The organism is candidate division KSB1 bacterium, from assembly GCA_034506335.1.
In the GTDB taxonomy this organism is placed as follows: domain Bacteria; phylum Zhuqueibacterota; class Zhuqueibacteria; order JANLFK01; family Oleimicrobiaceae; genus Oleimicrobium.
In genome coordinates, this window is record JAPDPR010000060.1 from 1 (window position 1) to 20,204 (window position 20,204).

A 20,204-nucleotide genomic window follows, 5' to 3' on the forward strand; every position below is an offset into this window, starting at 1 on the left:
CGTTGCCTGGATGCGTGGCATCCGCTTTGCGGGTGCTCGAGAGAAATGGTGCAGGAGGAATAGATGATGAGAGTGAGAAATGCAGCACTCCTTGGTTTGCTGGTGACCATCGCACTCTGGAGTACCCAGGTCAATGCACAAGGCGTGTCGGTGAACGCCGGACTGGTAGCCGATATTCGCACCGTGTATTTGGCCGACCTAGACCTGACCAGGGCCAGTGGTGGGATGCCAATCTTCTGGGTGGAGCTGCGCAACACCTGGCCCACGCCGCAGCAGGTCTACCTACGAGCGCGCATAGAAAGTGGCCAGTTTGGCCCTCTGGCCTGGGGGCAGACGGCTCCCTTCCTTCTGGAAGCCGGGGAGACACACCGAGTGGATAACACTGCCCTGGTGCGAGAAGGGGGGAGGTACTCCTTTGTCGATTATGATTGGAACCGCGACCTCGCTACGGAGTTGCAGAACTATCTCTTTGCCCACGGCAAGTTGCGCCCCGACATATACAGTCTCATCATCGAAGTCTACGACGCCGTTTCTTCAGCCCCGCTCGATGACGCAGTTCTGAGCTTGGACGTTACCAATCCCTCCACACTTGATCTTCTTTCCCCAGGGGCGCGTGTAGAAGGTGAAGATCTGCCGTTGGTGTACACGACTTGGCCAGTTTTCCTTTGGGAATCGGATATCGAGCTTTTTCACCTGGTGGTGGCTGAAAAGCCGGTGGATGTGCACGTGCCTATTGACGCCAGTCCCGAGCAAGTTCTGCAGGACCAAGTTCGCCTCAGCAGGTACATCCGCGTCTATCGTGGACCAGGAGCACCTCCGCCGGCATCCAGTCCAGATACCTTGGTAGTGCCTTCTACCTTCTTTCAGTACCCAGAGAGCGGCGTGTGGCCATTGGTGGAAGGGCGGACCTACTTTTGGCGCCTCACCGGATTTGTGCCCACCTCTGGTACGACCGCCCAGGTGGAGAGTGAGATTTGGGGGTTCAAGGTGGCCAACCTCAGTTCAGGCGGCACTTCTCCTGAACACGTGCAGCTCGTTGCTCAGCTCCGTCTGCTGCTAGGCGATGAAGCAGTAGATGCGCTGTTTGGCCCAGGCGGATCGCTCCATGGGTGTACGTTCACCGGGTTCGTCGAGGACGCTCAGGGAAGGGTTATCGGGGTGGGCGAACTTGCCAGGATTGTTGCCCAGCTGCTGCACGCCGGCACTGCGGCGACCTTTGAGGTGGTGGACAGGTAGAACGACCAGGTGTTCAAAACCAAGTGGATGAGGTGTACAATGCGCAGTAAGGTCATAGCCTGCACGGTGTGCGGTCTGGCGCTAGTGGGGGCAGCTCTGGCGCTCGCCGATGGCGCGAGGGATATGGCCATCCTCCTCAAGGCTGCAGGCAAGGTGGAGGTAGGCTCGGCACTAGACCGTCGCTGGAAACCGGGCACCCGCGGCACCCGTCTGAGTTCGGGGGACAGGATACGCACCGGTGAAAACTCTTTGGCGACCCTCATCTTTACCGATGACAAAAGCCTGCTCAAGCTTCGTGGCGATTCGGAGATCGCCCTTGGGGGCGAGCGGGAGAAGGGCATAGTGAGCAAGCGGCTGAAGGTCGACGCCGGCGAGTTGTGGGCTAAGATCAGTAAGGGCGGCGGAGGGTATCGCCTTGAAACCCCCTCAGGGGTGGCTGCGGTCAAGGGGACGGAGTTCTACCTGCTGGTGGCGGAGGATGGCTCCACCACAGCCATCGTCCTGGAGGGGGTCATTGAGCTGATCAACAGCCTGGGGTCTATTCTGGTGGAGAAGGGCTACACCGGCATCATGCACTCTGATGCCCCGCCGGATACCTCCGAGTCTGGCAATGTCCCCGACTGGGGTGGAGAGGATCTCACCGTTACTGGCGAAGAGGGGCAGCTGCGGATCGAGTTTAGGGATGAGAGCGGCCAGAAACGATTCTTGCTCATCCGGTACAATCCGCGCTAAGGGCCGAGGAGGGCTCTCACCTATGAGAAAGTTCGTCGTCGCTCTGTTGGTTCTTTTCGCGTTCACCTGGGTCTCTGCTTTGCAGGCACCAGCGCGCGCACAGGTGGACGCGCAAGCGCGCCTTATTCACTTGCCGGTGACGAGTGCGTTTGCTCAGGAGGCCATCGAGATTGCCGTCAAGCTTGAGGGCACCACGGAGCGGGTAGTGGAGGCCCGTGTCTACTTCCGGAGGCCGGAGGAGCAAGGGTATCGTTATGTGGAGATGCGGGAGGATGTGGACCAGTGGGTTGGGCTAATCCCCGCAGCCGAAGTAGTGGCGCCGCGCCTACAGTATTTTGTCACGGTGGTGGTGGGGACCGAGCTTGTTCTTACCTATCCTGACTACAACCCGTACTACGAGCCTCTGGAGGTGGTGATCACGGAGCGTCCTCCCCAGGAGAAGGCGAAACCAGGTAGGGGCTATTCGAGTCTGGAGCTCATGGTGCTGAGCCCGGAGCCAGACTCAAGGCTCGGGGAACAGGAGGTGGTGGTAGCCTTTTCGCTCAAGGGTGACCCGGCAGAGATTGACTCGGCGACATATCGGTTGATGGTGGATGGCAAGGACGTAACTAGGAACGCTGAGGTGAGCGCCGCAGTGGTCACCCTGGTTCCAAAGCGCTTATCCCCGGGTCGACACACGGCGGAGCTGACTGCGAGGGATCGCGCGGGGAAACCCCTCCGACCAGCCAGCGTGAACTTTGTGGTGGTTGCTGGCGCAAAGGGCACTAGGGAAAGCAACTTCACTGGGCGGGTCTATGCAGACGCACGCTATGAAGACGTGACTAACATAGCCGAGGAGACCTATCAAGTAGGGGGAACGTTAGCTGGCCAATACGGCGCTCTCCGTTACGGTGCGAACGTGTTTACTACCTCGCGAGAGCGCAGTGATGCGCAGCCGCGGAATCGCTACAGCGCGCGCCTAGAGCTGCCATGGATAGGCGTGCATTTGGGCGATGTCAATCCTAGGTTCAATGACTTGGTGCTTTGGGGGAAGCGCGTCCGCGGCCTCTATGGGTACCTGCACACTGGGGTGATTAATCTGGATCTTGTCTACGGGGAGACCTACCGCGCTGTGGAAGGTCTGGGAGACTCGCTTGGCATCCGGCGCTTTGGTACCTACCGGCAGATGCTCTACGGAGTCCGTCCAAGTATCGGCAAGCCAAATCGCTTCCTGTTGGCGCTCAATTTCCTCAAGGTGAAGGACGATACCTCGTCCATTCTCTGGGGCCCCTCACCGCGGGACAACGTGGTGGTGGGTCCGGACTTGTTTGTGGCGCTGGATCGTCGCCGCATCGAACTGCAAGCTGCGGCCGCCTTGAGCATGACCACGATGAACACCAGCACCGGTGCCTTTTCCAAGGCCAAGATTGACTCGGTCTTTGACACAGAAATCCCCATTGACCCCAAGCAGTTGGAGAAGCTGCTCATCATCAACGACAGCACCACGCCACTTGATCCGCGCCACCTCAGTTCCCTGGCCTACACCGTGACGCTCCGCCTCAACTACTTCGGCAACCTGATTCGGGTGGGTTATAAGTCCATCGGTTCGGAGTTCTACTCCCTGGGCAATACCTTCTTGCGCCGGGACATCCGCGGCTGGTATGCCTCGGATCGGGTGCGCCTTTTCCGCAATCAGTTGTTCTGCACCGTCGGGTTGGAGCATTACCAGGATAACTTTTCGCAGGACGATGGTCAGCCGGCGCTTGACCTGACGACAACGAATCTGGGGCTGTCGTTCTTTCCCGGCAGGGGCTTGCCGCGCCTGACGGTGGACTACCGACGTCGACTGCGCGACAACGGAGTCGATTCCCTCTACACCACCCCGGTGGACACGTTCGCCACAGGCGAAAACAGCCTGACCAGCGACTACATGGTGCAGCTGGCGCATGATTTTGCCCTCTTTGATCTCCAGCATACCCTGAGCTTCAATTGGATCAGTTCGAACCGCAGCGACCGCCTTTCCAGCAGCCAGGCCATCGGGAGCACCGCCGGCGAGCTCAACACTGCCTTACGCATGCTCTCGCTCCGCACCAGGTTCGCCGTGCCCCTGGTCACCACCGTGAACTATGCGTGGAATGAAAACCGGGCGCTGGGCGGTTCCAACCAGTTCAGTTTCAAGATGCTCGATTTGGGCGCGGAGTACAAGCTCCTGGGCGAGGCGCTCACCGTTCACGCCGGAATCCGTCGCATTGCGGCACACGGGCTTGTGGGCAGCGACGGTACGATCAAATACAACAAGAACAGCTACCTGCTCGGGGCAGTGTTTCGGCCCCTATCATCCTGGTTCATGTACGCCGACTTGTCCTACATCAACTTTATTGACCGGGGGTTCAATGCGGATGGCTCGGCGCGTCCGTCATACGACGACCTTTGGGCCCGTGTGCGTGTGGAAAAACGCTTTTAGCCTTCTTTGCGTCAATCGTCAGGAGAGGGTGTTAAGCAAGCGCACGTAAATGGGGGACAGGCGAACGCAACCGGTGCGTGGCCATCTGAGCAAGTCGATGAGCGACCTTTTGGACGGCAGTGAGGGTCGGGTCCCCCTGCCGTTTGTCGTTCAGAGAGGCGGGGCAAGAGGTTGGAGGTGACCTTCGCAAACAGGGGCGAGGTGGATAAGACCGATGCCGTAGCTTGCGCGTAACACCCGGTGGCCTACACTCATGTCCGGAGGAGGGAGGAACTTGGGCGACCAGGAGCACGTTGAGCAGAGGAAGGTGAGCCGCTGGCGACAGCTGTTGGCATCCTTTTGTGTTCGCTGCGCGTTGTGTCGCAAAGCTCGACAGCGACAGGACGGTTTTGCGTTCCGGGTCGTGCTCCTCATAGAGGGACGTATTTGTCCGTTTTGTCGAGCCTACGCATCTGTGTATGGTCGCAGGGCCCACGAACCCGTTCCTGAGGGCGGAGCTTTGCTTGAATCGAATCGCGCGGGGTTGGGATGAAGGGGCTGCTGAGGAATCAGTGGTTTGTCTCAGCGCTGCTGGCGGTAGGTGCGACGCTATTGGTGCTGCTGTTTGGACGGATCCCGGTCCTTGTGCAGCTTGAGTTGCGCACGGTGGATGCACGGTTTGCCCTGAGGGGGCCGCTTGTTTTTCCCGACACGCTTGTAGCCATCGTGGCCGTGGACGACGAGGCCTTTGCCACTATCCCCGGCAAGTGGCCCTATCCTCGCTCTTACTTCGCCCGCGCAATCCGGAACCTGAAGGCGGCAGGTGCGCGCCTCATTGTGCTTGACATAGAATTCAGCGAACCGTCGACGAGCCGTCCGGAGGAGGACGCTGCTCTTGTGCAGGCGGTGCGGGAAGCCGGCAACGTGGTGGTGCCTGCAAAAGTGGTTTTTGACACAGGGCCCCAAGGCGTTGTCTCTTCCTACGTGATGAAGCCCTTCGAAGCCCTCTATGCCGCGGCCGCACGCACGGGTATCGTCAACTATGATCACGATCCGGATGGGTTCCTGCGGCGTTACCTGCTTTTTCTCCCCGCGCAGAAGAAGGTCTGGTACTCGCTCGGCGTGCAAGCGGTGAGCATGCTGCAAGGTGTGGCCCCGCATGAGATCGATGTCAGCGGGGCTGACGAATTGCGCATTGGCAACAGGCGGGTCAGGAAACACGAGTTTCAGACCATGCTCATCAACTTCCGAGGACCGGCAGGTACCTTCCCCACGTACTCTCTGGCCGATGTGTTGGATGATGCAGAATTCCAGCTCCTGGGCGATGCGGACGTGGACTACATGGAGCTCTTCAAACGCAGAGGAGCTCATGGTCAGGTGGGATTAGACTTTGGGGAAAGCCCGTTTCAAGGCAAGATCGTGCTGATGGGAGCTTCTGCCGAGGAGTTAGGGGACAATAAGCCCACACCGTTCTTTGAATTCGCCGGCAGACGGCAGAAGATGCCCGGGGTGGAGATGCACGCCAATGCCATCGACACCATGTTGCGAGGCGACTACTTGCGGACCTTGCCGCACTACGTGGAGATGGTGCTCCTTCTCTGTTTGTCCCTGGGTGCCGCGGCTATAGCGCGTCTTTTGAAACCTACGCTCGGCCTGGTGGTGATGACGCTGCTAGGAGGTTTGGTCTCTGCGGCTGGCCTCTATCTGTTCGTGAGCGCCCGGCTCATTGTCCCTCTGGTGATGCCCATTCTCGCCCTGGCCGTGAGCTACATCGCTAACACCGTGCACTTGGCCACCGTGGAACGTCGCGCAAAGCGCTTCTACCGCCAGACCTTCCAGCACTACGTGGCGCGAAGCATCGTCGACAAAATGCTTGAAAGTGGGGAGCTGCCCAAGTTCGGGGGCGAACGGAAGGTGCTCACCGTACTCTTCTCTGATATTCGCGGCTTCACCCGCTACGTGGAGCACCACCAACCCGAGGAAATTGTTCACAATCTCTCGGAATACTTCACCCGCATGGTAAACGTGATCTTCCGCTACGCTGGCACGCTGGACAAATTCGTGGGTGACCAGATCATGGCTTTGTTCGGCGCTCCCTACTACTTCGCCGACCACGCGGAACGGGCCTGTCGCACCGCCGTGGACATGGTGAAGGAACTGCGCGCCCTGCAGAAGCAATGGTCTGACGCTCGTTGCGAGTACTTCCAAATGGGTGTGGGCATCAACACCGGCCAGATGATTGTGGGGAACCTGGGGTCGGCGCAGCTCTTTGACTACACGGTGATTGGCGACGAGGTAAACCTTGCCTCGCGCCTGGAGGGAGCGAACAAGTTCTACCAGACGACCATCATCATCGGCGAAAGCACCTATCGGCAGGTAGGGTCAAAGGCAATTGTGCGCGAGCTGGACGTGGTGCGCGTAGTGGGCAAGCGAAAACCAGTGCGCATCTACGAGCTGCGGGGCATGGACAGCGTGCCGTGGATCGAGCAGGACCTTATCATCGACGCGTATACACGGGGGCTTGAGGCCTATCGCCAACGACAATGGTACCAGGCGCTGAAAGAATTCAGACGCGTGCTCCGCTACTTTCCCTCAGACGGCCCCTCGCGGCTCTATACTAAGCGCTGCTTAGACTGCATCCAGAACCCGCCGGGCGAGGACTGGGACTTTGTTCATGATTTTAGGGAGAAGTGAGCTCTGACGGCTTTCTCTCACTCGGTCGTCGGGCGCCTAACTCCGAGGGGATGAGTGCGCGAGGTTTTATCGGGGAAGCCAGAGACCATTGCCCGGCAAGGACCCTCCCTTGGCAGGGACAATCGGTGGTCTGAGGCGCAGAGTTTGGCGAATGTGGGGAGGGAACTACCTGCCCCTGTGGGCTCCATGCGGTTCCATTCCGCGGCAAGAGCGCACCCAGGGAAAGCTGGCGCGTGATCACGGCTGGACTGGAGGTACTGAGCCTGCGGGAGAATGCTGTTACTGGGCCTCACGGGTGTCCCACGGGGATGTTTTTTCGAGGCCGAGCGTGCCCCCTGCCTCGCTTATTGCGTGAAGTGCCACGTTGCCCTTCTGCGCCGGCATCCAAGAACCGGAGCGGAAGAGATGATCCACTTGGGAGCGGCTCCCCTTGGTATGAGTCAACGGTTTGCACAGTTTGCGCCAGTTGTCAAAAGTAAAAGGACTCAATCCGCCGCACTGCGAGCTGTCTTGACGCTTCTCGATTTCGTGGTGGAGTCGGGTAGCATCACCCCGTTAGGGGGGACGGCAGGATTGGGGCTGGGCTTCGCGACCACGCGGGTGGCTAACCGGGATCTGATTGCACGCGGTGGCGCCACTTTTGCGGGCGGCAGGCCTCACGCGTCCACCCAGTCGAAGACCTGCGTCACGAGCGCGGTGCACAATGCAAGGCAAAAAAGTATTGATTTGCTGCGGAATAATCCTTAAGTTTATAAGCAAGCGCGGGAGGAAACCTTTGCAAGAGGTCACGTGACTGCAGGAGGCGAAAAGAAGGGCAGGATTCTGTGGGTGGACGACGAGATTGAATTGCTCCGTCCCCACATTATTTTCCTGGAAAGCAAGGGCTTTGCCGTTACCGCAGTGGCCAACGCCGAAGATGGCATCGAACTGATCAGGCGGCAAGACTTTGACCTGGTGCTGTTGGACGAGATGCTGAACGGCATGGATGGCCTTTCTGCTCTTTCGCGCATGAAAGAGCTCAGGCCTTCGTTGCCGGTAATTATGGTCACCAAGAGTGAAGAGGAGTCGCTGATGGAGGAGGCCATCGGCGCCAAGATCAGCGATTATCTCACCAAGCCGGTCAATCCCAGCCAGATCCTGCTTATCTGCAAGAAGTTTCTGGAGGCGCGGAGGATAGAGAGCGCGCGTCTTTCCCGCGACTATGCGGCAGAGTTTGCTCAGATCGCCTCCATGCTGGCAGCTTCTCCGAGCTGGGAGGAGTGGATCGACCTCCATGTTCGCCTCTGTCAATGGGAGGTGGAACTGGACCAGCATCCGGACCTGGGTTTGCGGCAGACCCTTGCAGACCAGCGGCGTGCCTGCAACATCGAATTCGGCCGTTTCATCGAAGCTCACTACCCTCGCTGGCTGGAGGACCAAGGGCGTCCCCCGCTATCGGTCGATGTTGTGCGGGGTTTTCTTGCCCCCTTGCTCAAGGTGGGGCGCAACACAGTGTTCATAATCATCGATAACCTCCGCCTGGACCAGTGGTTGACCATCGAGCCGATGCTCTACCCCTACTTCTCCGTTGCCACGAACTATTACTACTCGATTCTCCCCACGGCCACACCGTACGCACGCAACGCCATCTTCAGCGGCTTGTTCCCCAGCGAGCTGGCCACTATCTACCCGGATTTCTGGCAGAAGGGGCAGGATGACGAACAAAGCCAGAATCGAAATGAACGGCAGCTGCTCGACCTCCAGTTGCAGCGGCTCGGGGTGCGGCTGCGCACGGAGGCAAAGTACATCAAGGTGCTTGACCTGGAGGAGGCACGCAATGTGGAGCGGAACGCAAGGAGCCTGGGCGCGCTCCCGCTGGTGTCCATCGTGGTGAACTTTGTGGATATTCTGGCTCACACCCGCAGCGATTCGGAAGTGCTGAAGGAGATCACGGTGGACGAGGCGGCTTACCGCTCCCTGACCAGGTCGTGGTTCGAGCATTCACATCTGTTTCGCACGCTGCAGGAGCTTGCGGCGGCCGGCGCCACAGTGGTGTTGACCTCAGACCACGGCAGCATTCGGGTGACGCGGGGCACCAAGGTTATTGGCGACCGTGAGACCTCCACCAACCTGCGGTACAAGTTCGGCAAGAGTCTGAAGGCCGACCCCAAGCACGCCATTATCGTGCGTGCTCCCGTTTCTTTCAAACTGCCGCCGCGCGGCCTTAACACTGACTACCTGATTGCGAAGGAGGATTTCTACTTCGTCTACCCCACGAACTACCATCACTATCTCAGCTACTACCGCGACAGCCTCCAACACGGCGGAGCGTCCATGGAGGAGATGATCTTGCCTGTGGTGCGGCTGGAGCCACGGTAGAACAAGGTAGCATCGATGGCAGAAGGGTGCGGTGCGCGGCAAGGCCTCGTTCTTCCTCTTGAGCGCGTTTCTCAGAGCGAAGAAGAGACTGTTGCTCTCGGCGCCGAACTGGGTGCGCTTCTGGGAGCTGGGGACGTCGTGGCGCTGTTCGGCGAACTTGGAGCGGGAAAGACAAAATTCATCCAGGGGGTCTGCGAGGGACTGGGCGTGAAGCGTTTCGTATGCAGCCCCTCCTTTGTCCTCATCAATGAGTACCGAGGACGATTGCCGGTGTACCATTTTGATTTCTATCGAATTCGTGGCCAGGAAGAGCTGGCGGAACTGGGACTGGAGGAGTACTTCTACGGGGAAGGGGTTTGTTTGGTAGAATGGGCCGAGAGGGCGCTCCATCTGCTGCCGGAAGAGCGCGTGGAGGTGACGATTGCTACTTGTGGTGTCGCTGAACCGACTTGCCGGCGCATTGTCATCAGGCGAGTTGACTCAGGAGCCAGTCCCTCGCCGGGTAGGAAAGAGTAGATGCTGGTTCTGGGAATCGAGACGGCTACTTCCGTGTGTGGGGTCGCCCTGACGGATGACGGCGGGCTGATTGCTGAGTCGCGCTTGGTGGGCCCGAACCTGCACAATGAGCGACTGCACGGCATGATGCGCGCCCTTCTCGCGCAATGCTGTGTGAAGCCAGAGAAGCTGCAGGCAGTGGCGGTGTCGATTGGGCCGGGGTCCTTCACCGGGTTAAGAATCGGCCTGGCTGCCGCGAAGGGTTTGGTCCTCGCTCTTGAGCTCAAGCTGGTCGGGGTTTCCACCCTGGAGGCGTTAGCTGAGCAGGCCTCCCCTACGGCAAAGTCCGTGTGCTCGATCATCCCAGCCAAACCAAAGTTCTTTTACCTGGGGCGGTTCCGGCGATACCGAGGAGGAATCAAGGCACAAGGTGCCCCAGAATTGGTTGAGGAGGCCTTTCTCCACGAAGCCGTGCCCAGGGGTGCTGTTCTCCTCGGTCCTGGCTGCTCCACGCTCGAACCTGCGGTCCTCCTCCGCTTGAGGGAACGGGTGCACGTGGACGACAGTTTGCGCGGGGTGCCGAGTGCGGCCACAGTAGCCGTGCTAGGACACCGCATGCTCATGGCTGGCCACAGTGATGACCCTGCGACTTTGGAGCCGGCCTATTTCCAAGAATTCGTGGCCGCCAAACCCAAACCAGTCGCTTTCCTGGAGAAGAGAACCTGATGGCACACAGCCTCCAAGGCGACAAAAACCCTGTGTCGGTCGCCGCGAGCTTCTTTCCGGTTGAGGCGAGGACGCAGGACGGGAGGGTGATGGTGGTGCGCCACATGGAAATGGCGGACGTACCAGAAGTGGCGCGCATTGAAGGGCTCTGCTTCTCCTCACCGTGGTCGGCGCAAAGCTTTGTTTCTTGCCTTGCAGACAGAGAGGTGGTGCTGAGCATTGTAGCCACGATCAATGAGCAGATTGCAGGCTACGCGGTAAACTGGCTGGTACCGCCCGAAATTCACATCGGCAACATCGCTGTGGCGCCTGACTTCCGTCGCCTGGGTGTTGCCCGTCAGCTTCTGCAGACAGTGCTCAGCTATGCCCGAACGCGAGGCTGCACAGTGGCGCACCTGGAGGTGCGGGTGTCCAACCAGGCGGCGATCACTCTTTACCAGAGTATGGGTTTCCGTCGTGTCGGTATCCGGCGCGGCTACTATCAGGACAATGGCGAAGATGCCCTGCTAATGAGCGCGAATATCGGAACTTGATGGAGCGGTCATGGATTGGTTCAAGCGGACAAAGAGGGGACTGATCCCTCAGGCGAAGCGGGACCTCCCCAACGGCCTGTGGGTGAAGTGCGAACAGTGCGGAGAAATCCTCTACCGCAAGGAACTGGCAAACAATGCCCACGTCTGTATGAAATGTGGTTTCCACTTTCGCATTGGCAGCCGGGAGTATGTGCGCATTCTTCTGGACGATGGCTCGGCTGAGGAGTTCAACGCCTCGCTTCTGTCGGTGGACCCGCTGGGGTTCAAGGATAGCAAGCGCTACCGGGATCGGATCAAGGAGGCGATGAAAAGCACAGGACTGCCGGAAGCGATACGTACCTTCGCTGGCACCATTTCCGGAGTCAAGGTGATCCTGTGTGTGATGGATTTTTCGTTTATCGGGGGGAGCATGGGATCGGTGGTAGGAGAAAAAGTAGCGCGCGCGGCCGATCGGGCGCTGGCCGAGCGACTGCCGCTGATCATCGTCTCCTCCTCCGGGGGAGCGAGGATGCAAGAGGCGGCCCTTTCTCTGATGCAGATGGCCAAGACTGCGGGGCGCCTGGCGCTACTGGATGAGGCGCGGGTTCCATGTATCTCCATCCTGACCAACCCCACGACTGGTGGCGTGACGGCCAGCTACGCCATGCTTGGGGACCTGAACCTGGCGGAGCCTGGGGCCCTCATCGGCTTTGCGGGCCCGCGGGTCATCAAGCAGACCATCAAACAGGACCTGCCGGAGGGCTTCCAACGCTCCGAGTTCCTGCAGCAACACGGCTTCATCGACGCCATCGTTGACCGACGGGAGATGAAGGCGAAGCTGACAACCATTCTGGAGTTCTTTGGGTACCAGGCGGCGAAGGCGTGAGGCGAGGGATGGAAAAGGCGACCGAAAAAGGTCCTGGGGTCCAGGCCCGGAAGGTCCGCATCTTGCTGACGAACGATGACGGGATCGCCTCGCCTGGGCTCTATGCCCTCTACGAGGAGCTGCGGCGGGTTGGCGAGGTGATTGTGGTGGCACCAGACGGCGAGCGGAGTGCGGTGGGGCATGCGATCACCATCTCCGAACCGCTCCGGGTGTGGCCCTACGAAAAGAACGGAAAAGTCTTTGGCTATGCAGTAGCAGGCACCCCTGCTGATTGTGTCAAGATTGCCTTTTGGGCTCTGCTGAAGGACCAGCAAAAGCCCTCGCTGGTGGTTTCAGGCATCAACTTGGGGTCGAACACCGGCATCAACGCGATCTACTCGGGTACGGTTTCCGCTGCTACTGAGGGGGCGATTCTCGGCGTCCCATCATTTGCGATCTCGTTGACCACCTATGAGAATCCCGACTATGGGCCGGCAGCGCGGTTCGCGCGCTCCTTGGCCCGTCTGGTGCTCAAGAAGGGGCTGCCCAAGGGCGTATACTTGAATGTCAATGTGCCGGCCGTGCCCGCGGAACAAATCAGAGGTGTGGTCATCACCAGCCAGGGGCAGGCGGTGTACCGGGAGCAATACCAGATGCGGCGCGACCCACGAGGCCGTGCCTACTACTGGCTCACCGGCACCAAGATCGATCTGGAACGCGACGAGTCCGTAGACGATGGCGCCATTCAGCAGAACAAGATCTCGGTGACGCCCATCCATTACGATCTGACCAACTATGCTTTCATCGAAGAGCTGAAGCGCTGGAACATCACTTGGAGCGGGCGGCCGCATGGCGAGTGAAGAGTTGGTGTTGGTACTGGACTTTGGCTCTCAGTACACGCAGCTGATTGCGCGCCGGATCAGGGAGGCAGGAGTCTACTCGCGCATCGTTGGCTACGACGTGAATGGGGAGCAAGTGCGTAGGGTGGCCCCCCGTGGCTTAGTCTTCTCCGGTGGACCCGCGTCGGTGTTCGAGCCTGGGGCGCCGCGCCCTGACCCCCAACTCTTTTCGCTGGGTATTCCCATTTTGGGTATTTGCTACGGCCTGCAGGTGACCGCGCAGATGTTGGGTGGGCGGGTGGCGCGCGCCGACACGCGAGAGTACGGGCACGCCGAGCTGTACGTGACGGTGGAGGATGAGCTCTTTGCAGGGATGGAACCACGCCAGCGCGTGTGGATGAGCCATGGCGATCGAGTAGTACAACTGCCACAGGGCTTCGAGGTGTTGGGCCACACCGAGGATGCGCCAGTGGCAGCGGTGAGGAACAGTAAGGCCAAAATCTATGGGCTCCAGTTTCATCCGGAGGTGGTGCACACCCCCAACGGCACGCAGATGCTGGCCAACTTCCTCTACCGGGTGTGTGGCTGCGTAGGAGGGTGGTCGCCAGGGAGCTTCATCGAGCAGGCGGTGCAAAACATTCGCGAGCAAATTGGCAACCACCGGGCCATCTGTGCGCTGAGCGGCGGGGTGGATTCCTCAGTGGCGGCTGTGCTCACTGCTAAGGCTATTGGAAGACAGTTGACTTGCGTGTTCGTGGACACCGGGTTGTTGCGCCAAAATGAGGCGCAGGAAGTGTGCGCCACCTTCAGCGAGGGCTTCCCATTTGAGTTCCGTTTTGTCGATGCCTCGCAGCGCTTTCTGGACAAGCTCCGGGGGGTGACCGACCCTGAGCAAAAGCGCCGCATCATCGGCGCCGAATTCATCAGTGTGTTTGAGGAAGAAGCTCGGCGAGTAAAGGGGGTAGAATTCTTGGTGCAGGGCACGCTCTATCCGGACGTCATCGAAAGTACCTCCACGCGTGGGCCTTCGGCCACCATTAAGACCCACCACAATGTGGGCGGATTGCCGGAGCGAATGGGACTGAAGCTGGTGGAACCGTTGCGAGAGCTCTTCAAAGACGAAGTGCGAGAGGTAGGGCGTCAGCTTGGTCTCCCTGCTCGTTTGCTCTGGCGGCACCCGTTTCCCGGGCCTGGCCTTGCGGTGCGCATCCCCGGCGAAGTGACGCCAGAGCGCGTGGCCATCCTTCAGCAGGCGGACCGCATTTTCATCGACGCACTGCATGAGAGCGGATGGTATGACAAAGTGTGGCAGGCCTTCGCCGTGCTCCTACCCGTGCGCACCGTAGGAGTCATGGGCGACGAGCGGACGTACGAGTCGGTGGTCGCATTGCGAGCGGTCACCAGCGAGGACGGAATGACAGCCGATTGGGCCCGCTTGCCTCATGAACTGCTTGCCGCCGTCGCTAATCGCATCATCAACTCCGTCAAGGGGGTGAACCGGGTGGTGTATGACATAAGCTCCAAACCCCCCAGCACAATCGAGTGGGAATGAACCTGTGGACCGGCTTGGTACAGAAGGAGACAGGGGGCTCGCATGTGCGGGATAGTTGGCTACGTGGGCCAGCGTCAGGCGGTGCCGATCCTGCTTGACGGACTCAAGCGCCTGGAGTATCGGGGCTATGATTCTGCCGGTGTGGCAGTGTTGGACCAGGGCAGCCTGTGGTTTGTCAAGCACGCCGGAAAGGTCTCAGAGTTGGAACACCGCATCGGGCGCAGGCATCCTGCTGGGTCTGTGGGCATTGGCCACACCAGGTGGGCGACGCACGGCGTGCCAAACGAGGCGAACGCCCACCCCCACACCGACTGCCACCGGCGTTTAGCGGTGGTGCACAACGGAATCATCGAGAACTATGCACCACTCAAGGCCGAGTTGGAGAAGGCTGGCCACATGTTCCGCAGCGACACGGACACCGAGGTCATTGCCCACCTCATCGAGGCGTTCTATGCGGATGGCTGCAGCCTGGAGGAGGCGGTGCGCGCGGCTTTGAAGGTGGTCAAGGGTACGTATGGCCTCGCAGTAATGTCGGCCACCGAGCCACACACAGTGGTGGCCGCCCGGCACGGGAGTCCGCTCATTATCGGCGTGGGTGACGGAGAGTTCTTTGTGGCTTCCGATTTGACGCCCATTGTGCCCTATACGCGTAATGTCATCTATCTAAACGACGGTGACGTGGTCGAGTTGACTCCACAGGGGATGATGGCGCGGACCCTGGCGGACGCGGTGGTCGACTGCAAGGTGGAAGAGGTGACCATCGACCTTGAGCGCATCGAGAAGGGCGGCTATCCCCACTTCATGCTCAAGGAGATCATGGAGCAACCGCAAACCATCATGGACTCGATGCGGGGGCGGCTCCTGGAGGAGGAGGGCACGGCGCGACTGGGTGGGATTGAACACGATATCGACTCGCTACTCTACGCCCGGCGCATTCTCATCACCGCTTGTGGCACCTCCTGGCATGCGGCTCTCATCGGCGAGTACATGTTCGAAGACCTCGTGCGTACGCCTGTGGAAGTGGAGTACGCCTCGGAGTTTCGCTATCGCGACCCCATCATCGACCGGGACACGGTGGTAATCGTGATCAGCCAATCGGGCGAGACCGCCGACACGCTGGCTGCAGTGCGCGAGGCCAAGCGCAAAAGGGCCAAGGTCTACGGTATTTGTAACGTGGTGGGCTCGAGCATCGCGCGAGAGACTGACGCGGGGGTGTACCTCCATGCCGGCCCGGAAATCGGCGTGGCTTCAACCAAGGCCTTTACCTCCCAGGTCACCGTGCTGGCCCTGATGACGCTCCTCTTGGGGCGGATGAAAAGTATCTCCAACACCAGAGGGCGGGAAATTGTTGCAGAGCTCAAGGCGCTGCCTGAGAAAGTGGCAAAGGTGTTGGAAAGCAGCGATATGATCCTGGAGATTGCGCGGCAGTACCAGAATTGCCGAAACTTCTTGTACCTGGGCAGAGGCTACAATTTTCCTGTAGCGCTTGAGGGCGCGCTGAAGCTTAAGGAGATATCGTACATTCACGCAGAGGGCTATCCGGCTGCAGAGATGAAGCATGGGCCGATTGCTCTGATTGACGAGAATATGCCGGTGGTCTTCTTGGCGATAAAGGACTCTACTTACGACAAGATTGTCAGCAATATTCAGGAGGTTAAGGCTAGAGGTGGGAGGGTGATCGCCGTCGCCAGCGAGGGGGACACAGAAATCGGCTCCCTTGTAGACCATGTTATTTTCGTGCCCCACACGTTGGAGTTCCTCTCGCCGGTGGTGACCATCATTCCACTGCAACTGCTGGCCTACCACATTGCCGTGTTGCGTGGCTGTGATGTTGATCGCCCCCGCAACCTTGCCAAAAGTGTGACGGTCGAATAACACGAGGAGTGGCATAAAGTAAATGAACGCCGAAAGAACAATTTGCAAGTGGTGGTGGACCGCGGGGGTTTCTGCGCTAATCGTGCTTTCGGGCCGCGGTAGCTATGCCGCAAAGCCGCAGGGGGACGCTCCATGGCAACAGATCCGGTACTCTGAGGAGGCGGAGAAGGCTTTTAGTGAAGGGCTCATTCTCTACCGAAATGGTGAGTACGAGCAGGCCCGACTTCGCTTTGCGGCGATTCTAGGGACCACGCCACCCACCCAAAGGGTAACCTCAGCCTACCTGATGCAGGCCAAGACCTTGCAGAAGCTTGGCGCCTATCGGGAGGCAAATCACTACGCGCAGGAGCTCATCGAGCGCTACCCCTGGAGTGCCTTCGTTGACGATGCGCACGTGACCATGGCTTGGAACTGGTTCGCGCTGGGGAACGCGTTCGAGGCGGCGCGGGAATACATGACAGTGGTTGACGGTAGCCGGGAGGAGGCTCTGCGCGGGCATGCTGCCAGGCAGCTGGAGGCCCTGGCCACTGCCCATTTGTCGATTGACGAGGTCAGGCGTCTGGAGCAGGACTATGCGCGGGAGCGCTCACGTGCCCTGCTGACGGTCGTATTGGCGGAGCGGGAGTTGGAAAGCGGCCAGCGCGCGCAGGCCATACGGCGGCTGACGCGTTTCGTGGAGCTTTACCCAAAGAGCCAGCAGTCTAACCGCGTGCGGGCGCTCCTGGATGCCGCCAGGTCTGAGGCGCCGGGGAGACTCAAAGTGGGTGTGATTCTGCCGCTCAGCGGCCACTACGGCGAGCAGGGCAGGGCGGTGTTGAGGGGGATGCAATATGGCCTTCGCTCCGCCGATCAGGCGGGAGGGCCGGCGCTGGAACTGGTGGTCCAAGACTCTGAGAGCGACATCGTCAAGGCGGTGTTGGCGGCACAACGGCTGGCCTTGGACCCATCGATACTATGCGTGGTGGGGGAATTGGAAGCCAGCGCCAGCGTGGCTGTGGGCACGGCGCTGGCGACGCGGCGCGTGCCGCTGCTCATCCCGGTCAGCACAGAGAACGGGCTCACTCTGGTGGGGCAGGGGATCTTTCAGCTCAACGCCGATCTTGACCGCCAGGGGGCATTGCTTGCGCGGTATGCCGTGCAACAGTTGGGCCTGCGTACCTTTGCCACCCTGGCGCCACGGGACCGCTACGGCCTGATGATCACCGACAGCTTTGTGCAGACCGTCGACGCACTCGGTGGGGTGATTGTGGCCCAAAAATGGTACTATGAAGGGGCGACCGATCTGGGTCGGCAGCTGGCAAGCATTAGAGAACAGGGACTCAAGTTCGCGTTGCAGCGGGAGCTGAGCAGATCTGGACGTGCACCTTCGCAGGCCGAGTTGGACGCCGCCTGGCAACGCGAGCTGAGCTCCTCGCGCACCCGCTCCACGGAGGGCAAGTCGATGCTCGAGTCCCACGAACTTTCTGCCACGGGCATAGATGCTGTGTTTTTCCCCATCTACAATGACCAGATCCAGATCGTGGTGCCGCAGTTTGCCCTCCACAATATCAAAGCGCAGGTCCTGGGTGGTGGCTACTGGGACGACCTGGAGCAGTTGCGCGCCAATCACGACCATGTTGAGGGTGCCATCTTCGTCAGCGGCCACCACATCGACGAGCGGAGCCCTGAGTACACCGCCTTCCGCGATGCCTTCCGCGTAGCCATGGGTACCACTCCCACCGAGATGGATGTGTTCGGCTACGACACCTTCCGCCTCATACGCAAAGTGGTTGCCGATGGCGGCGTCACCCGCGAAGAGTTTGTCCGCGTGCTCCAGGGTGTGAAAGACTTCCAAGGGCTGAAAGGCCGCATTTCCTTTGCGGATGGTACCAGGGTGTGCAACGAGGCGGTACTGCTGCGCTTCAGCAATGGTCTGATCGTGCCGGTGGAATAGAAGGCCCCGCGAGGGGCTGCGGTGTTTAACCACACAAGGAGGGCAAGAACATGGATGTTACATTGAAAAAGCTGGTGTTAGCAGGCATTGGGGCAGCCAGCCTGACGAAAGAGAAGGTTGAGGAGCTCGTGGACGAGCTGGTCAAGCGCGGCGAGGTCTCTGAAGAAGAAAAGGCCAAGTTCATCAAGGAAACCGCCGCAAAGGTTGAGGAGCACTCCAAGCAGCTGCGCACCTGGGTGGATGAGGCCGTGAGCAAGGCCACAGAAAGGCTGAAACCAAAGTTCCAAAAGGACATCGAAGAATTGAGCGCCCAAGTGCAGGCTATGCGCAGCGAGATCGCTGAGCTTCGCAAGGAGCTGGCGGCGATAAAGAAGGCGTAACCAAGCCGAAGAGTGCGCTGCCTCTGGTTTAGGCCAACCGGAAAAAAAACGCTTGCACGTCAGGTAGTTTTACCGTACATTACAGTCATTGCGTGCTGAAAGCTTCGAACAAAACGGGAAGGAGAGATGGCGATGAGAAAGGGAATGTGGCTCGTCGCGGGGTTGGCGCTGTTGGTCGCGGCTCTGCCGCTGCTGGCCCAAACTGGTTCGGATGGTGTCCGGCTGTTTCAATCCTACTTCTTTGATTCGCCTATCGCCAAGGCACCGTACGGTCAGGTCGGTCTGGCCTACTCGGATTATGAAGGGGCAAGTATACTACAACTTGGTCCCCAGGGTGGGTACCCGATCAACGACAAAATCGAGGTAGACGCGGGGCTCTCTTACGTAAGCTGGTCTGTGGATGGAGGCAACGGAGAGTCTGGGATCTCGGACCTAGAGCTCTACGGCCGTTACAGCGTTGCGAACAAGTCCCCTCTGAAGGCTGCAGTTGGGGCGATGGTCACTTTGCCCATCGGTTCGGACAAGGTTGGCTACGGTAACCTCAACTTCGGCGGGTTTGGTGCTCTGCGCTACGCCCTGAAGAATGGCATGGTCATCACCGGTACAGCTGGCCTGATCTTCTACGAAACCACCACCTTTGAGATCGACTGGCACACCGGCAATGTCCAAGAAAAGACCTCCCACGAGAGCTACGTCAATTTGGGTGGCGGGGTAATCTATCCCGTGAGCAGTGTGCTCAACGTGGTGGGCGAGCTGGTGATGCGCACCGAGGGCGACTACATGCTGTTGAGCGGAGGCGCCGACTACAAACTGGGCAACGGTCGGTTGCGCGGCGCTTTGGGCATCGGCCTGGATGACGGAGCGCCAGATCTTCAACTTCTGGCGGGCTACGCGATTTCTTTCTGATGCACGCTTAACAGAGAACGGCTAGAGGGCCGTCAAGTATCTTGGCGGCCCTTTCTGTTTGCGACCTGAGCGGGTGGCATTTTCCCCTTGCTTAATTGGATTATTCGTGTAAATTTGCGAGCGTCGTGTTGTTTGTAGTGAGGACATGACTCTTCCGCACGACGACCAGGGCTACAGAAGAAACCGCGTAGGTTACGTAATCAATGGAAGAAACGCAGACGACGCACAGCAGGGTTTGTCCGGTGTGTTCCCATCGCGCGGCCAGGCGTATTTCGCGCAAATGGTGGATGCGTCTCATACGCAACAGTCGCTACTATTCTTGCTCCTCGTGCTCGTCCCGATTTATGGTCCTCGCGGATGATCGCACCGTGGTGCTGCGCAACGGGTTCCTGCGTGGGACGAAGAGGCGACCAAGCGACGAAGGAGCCGGAGCCCATGGCGAAGGAGTGGAGGAGGCATCGGCAAAGGTCCTCCCACCCGAAGACGACTACGCCAGGCAGGAGGCTCAGGCTGTCCTCGAGCTACGAAGTGAACTCTTTTCATGGATGCAAAAGCGGTTCTTGCTCTTGTGCGGCGTGGCAGTTATCGCCTTGTTTGGGCTTGTCCCCCTCGTGGTACGTCTCATGCTGAGGCATGAATTTCGCACTGCCGCGATAAGAGCGAGCGAGGCAGAACAGCG

At 59.5% G+C, this 20,204-nt stretch carries 16 protein-coding genes; all 16 read left to right on the forward strand.

What is annotated here, in order from left to right:
• Positions 1-63: 63 nt before the first annotated feature.
• Positions 64-1,236 (forward strand): hypothetical protein, encoded by a 1,173-nt coding sequence (locus ONB25_13715; GenBank protein MDZ7393941.1) that lies wholly within the window; start codon positions 64-66, stop codon positions 1,234-1,236.
• A 39-nt stretch (positions 1,237-1,275) separates the two neighbouring features.
• Positions 1,276-1,968, forward strand: coding sequence for a FecR family protein (locus ONB25_13720; GenBank protein MDZ7393942.1), 693 nt, complete (start codon positions 1,276-1,278; stop codon positions 1,966-1,968).
• Between the two features lie 22 nt (positions 1,969-1,990).
• The gene (locus ONB25_13725) at positions 1,991-4,411 is read left to right on the forward strand and encodes a hypothetical protein (protein MDZ7393943.1); all 2,421 of its coding nucleotides are present in this window, start codon (positions 1,991-1,993) and stop codon (positions 4,409-4,411) included.
• Positions 4,412-4,939: 528 nt separating this feature from the next.
• Entirely contained in the window at positions 4,940-7,084 is a 2,145-nt protein-coding gene (locus ONB25_13730) for an adenylate/guanylate cyclase domain-containing protein (protein MDZ7393944.1), read from the forward strand.
• Positions 7,085-7,873: 789 nt separating this feature from the next.
• Positions 7,874-9,442, forward strand: a complete 1,569-nt coding sequence (locus ONB25_13735; protein MDZ7393945.1) for a PglZ domain-containing protein — start codon at positions 7,874-7,876, stop codon at positions 9,440-9,442.
• Positions 9,443-9,457: 15 nt separating this feature from the next.
• Positions 9,458-9,958 carry a tRNA (adenosine(37)-N6)-threonylcarbamoyltransferase complex ATPase subunit type 1 TsaE gene (tsaE, locus tag ONB25_13740; GenBank protein MDZ7393946.1) on the forward strand — a complete coding sequence of 167 codons (501 nt, stop codon included), beginning with the start codon at positions 9,458-9,460 and terminating at the stop codon, positions 9,956-9,958.
• On the forward strand, positions 9,959-10,663 hold the full coding sequence (gene tsaB / locus ONB25_13745; protein ID MDZ7393947.1) for a tRNA (adenosine(37)-N6)-threonylcarbamoyltransferase complex dimerization subunit type 1 TsaB: 705 nt from the start codon (positions 9,959-9,961) through the stop codon (positions 10,661-10,663).
• Positions 10,663-11,196, forward strand: a complete 534-nt coding sequence (gene rimI, locus ONB25_13750) for a ribosomal protein S18-alanine N-acetyltransferase (protein MDZ7393948.1) — start codon at positions 10,663-10,665, stop codon at positions 11,194-11,196. The genes tsaB and rimI overlap by 1 nt, the downstream gene beginning before the upstream one ends.
• A gap of 10 nt (positions 11,197-11,206) precedes the next feature.
• On the forward strand, positions 11,207-12,061 hold the full coding sequence (gene accD, locus ONB25_13755; protein MDZ7393949.1) for an acetyl-CoA carboxylase, carboxyltransferase subunit beta: 855 nt from the start codon (positions 11,207-11,209) through the stop codon (positions 12,059-12,061).
• A gap of 8 nt (positions 12,062-12,069) precedes the next feature.
• Positions 12,070-12,900 carry a 5'/3'-nucleotidase SurE gene (surE, locus tag ONB25_13760; GenBank protein ID MDZ7393950.1) on the forward strand — a complete coding sequence of 277 codons (831 nt, stop codon included), beginning with the start codon at positions 12,070-12,072 and terminating at the stop codon, positions 12,898-12,900.
• Positions 12,890-14,431, forward strand: coding sequence for a glutamine-hydrolyzing GMP synthase (gene guaA, locus ONB25_13765; GenBank protein MDZ7393951.1), 1,542 nt, complete (start codon positions 12,890-12,892; stop codon positions 14,429-14,431). Before surE ends, guaA begins: the two co-directional genes overlap by 11 nt.
• Positions 14,432-14,473: 42 nt before the next feature.
• Positions 14,474-16,306, forward strand: coding sequence for a glutamine--fructose-6-phosphate transaminase (isomerizing) (gene glmS, locus ONB25_13770; GenBank protein ID MDZ7393952.1), 1,833 nt, complete (start codon positions 14,474-14,476; stop codon positions 16,304-16,306).
• Between the two features lie 22 nt (positions 16,307-16,328).
• Positions 16,329-18,239 (forward strand): penicillin-binding protein activator, encoded by a 1,911-nt coding sequence (locus tag ONB25_13775; protein MDZ7393953.1) that lies wholly within the window; start codon positions 16,329-16,331, stop codon positions 18,237-18,239.
• A gap of 50 nt (positions 18,240-18,289) precedes the next feature.
• Complete coding sequence (locus tag ONB25_13780; GenBank protein ID MDZ7393954.1) at positions 18,290-18,619, forward strand: phasin family protein; 330 nt, start codon at positions 18,290-18,292, stop codon at positions 18,617-18,619.
• Positions 18,620-18,751: 132 nt separating this feature from the next.
• Positions 18,752-19,525, forward strand: coding sequence for a hypothetical protein (locus ONB25_13785; protein ID MDZ7393955.1), 774 nt, complete (start codon positions 18,752-18,754; stop codon positions 19,523-19,525).
• Positions 19,526-19,728: 203 nt separating this feature from the next.
• The coding region (locus ONB25_13790; protein MDZ7393956.1) for a hypothetical protein at positions 19,729-20,204 on the forward strand (476 nt) is incomplete at its 3' end.